1 pseudogene is annotated in these 396 nt (G+C 63.6%); it reads left to right on the top strand.

The features are described from left to right. Window positions 1-269, top strand: a pseudogene (locus J1M41_RS11500) (DDE-type integrase/transposase/recombinase); the annotation flags it as partial. Window positions 270-396: the final 127 nt, after the last annotated feature.

The raw sequence follows: 396 nt of genomic DNA on the forward strand, positions 1-396 counted from the left end.
AGCGTCAAGACCTGGTCCAGCGAGACTTCACCGCGGCGGCTCCGAACCAGCTGTGGGTCGCTGACATCACCTACTGCCGCACTTTCAGCGGATGGGTGTACGCCGCGTTCATCATCGACGTGTTCTCCCGACGGGTGCTGGGCTGGCAGCTGTCGAAGTCGCTGCGCACGGACCTGGCCCTGGACGCCCTCGAGATGGCGTTCTGGACGCGTCAGCGCGCAGGCCAAGACGTGGCCGGGCTACGGCATCACAGCGATAAAGGAGTCCAGGGTGGATTCAATCGGTCGTCGCAACACCCTCTCGGAATCACTGGAGGTATGGGCGATGGCAAGCAAGGACTGGGCGAGGAAGATCAGTGACGTGCCCGAGGGGACACGTCGGCAGTGGAGAGCGGAT

This window comes from Micrococcus sp. KRD096, from assembly GCF_017168495.1.
GTDB classification, from domain to species: domain Bacteria; phylum Actinomycetota; class Actinomycetes; order Actinomycetales; family Micrococcaceae; genus Micrococcus; species Micrococcus luteus.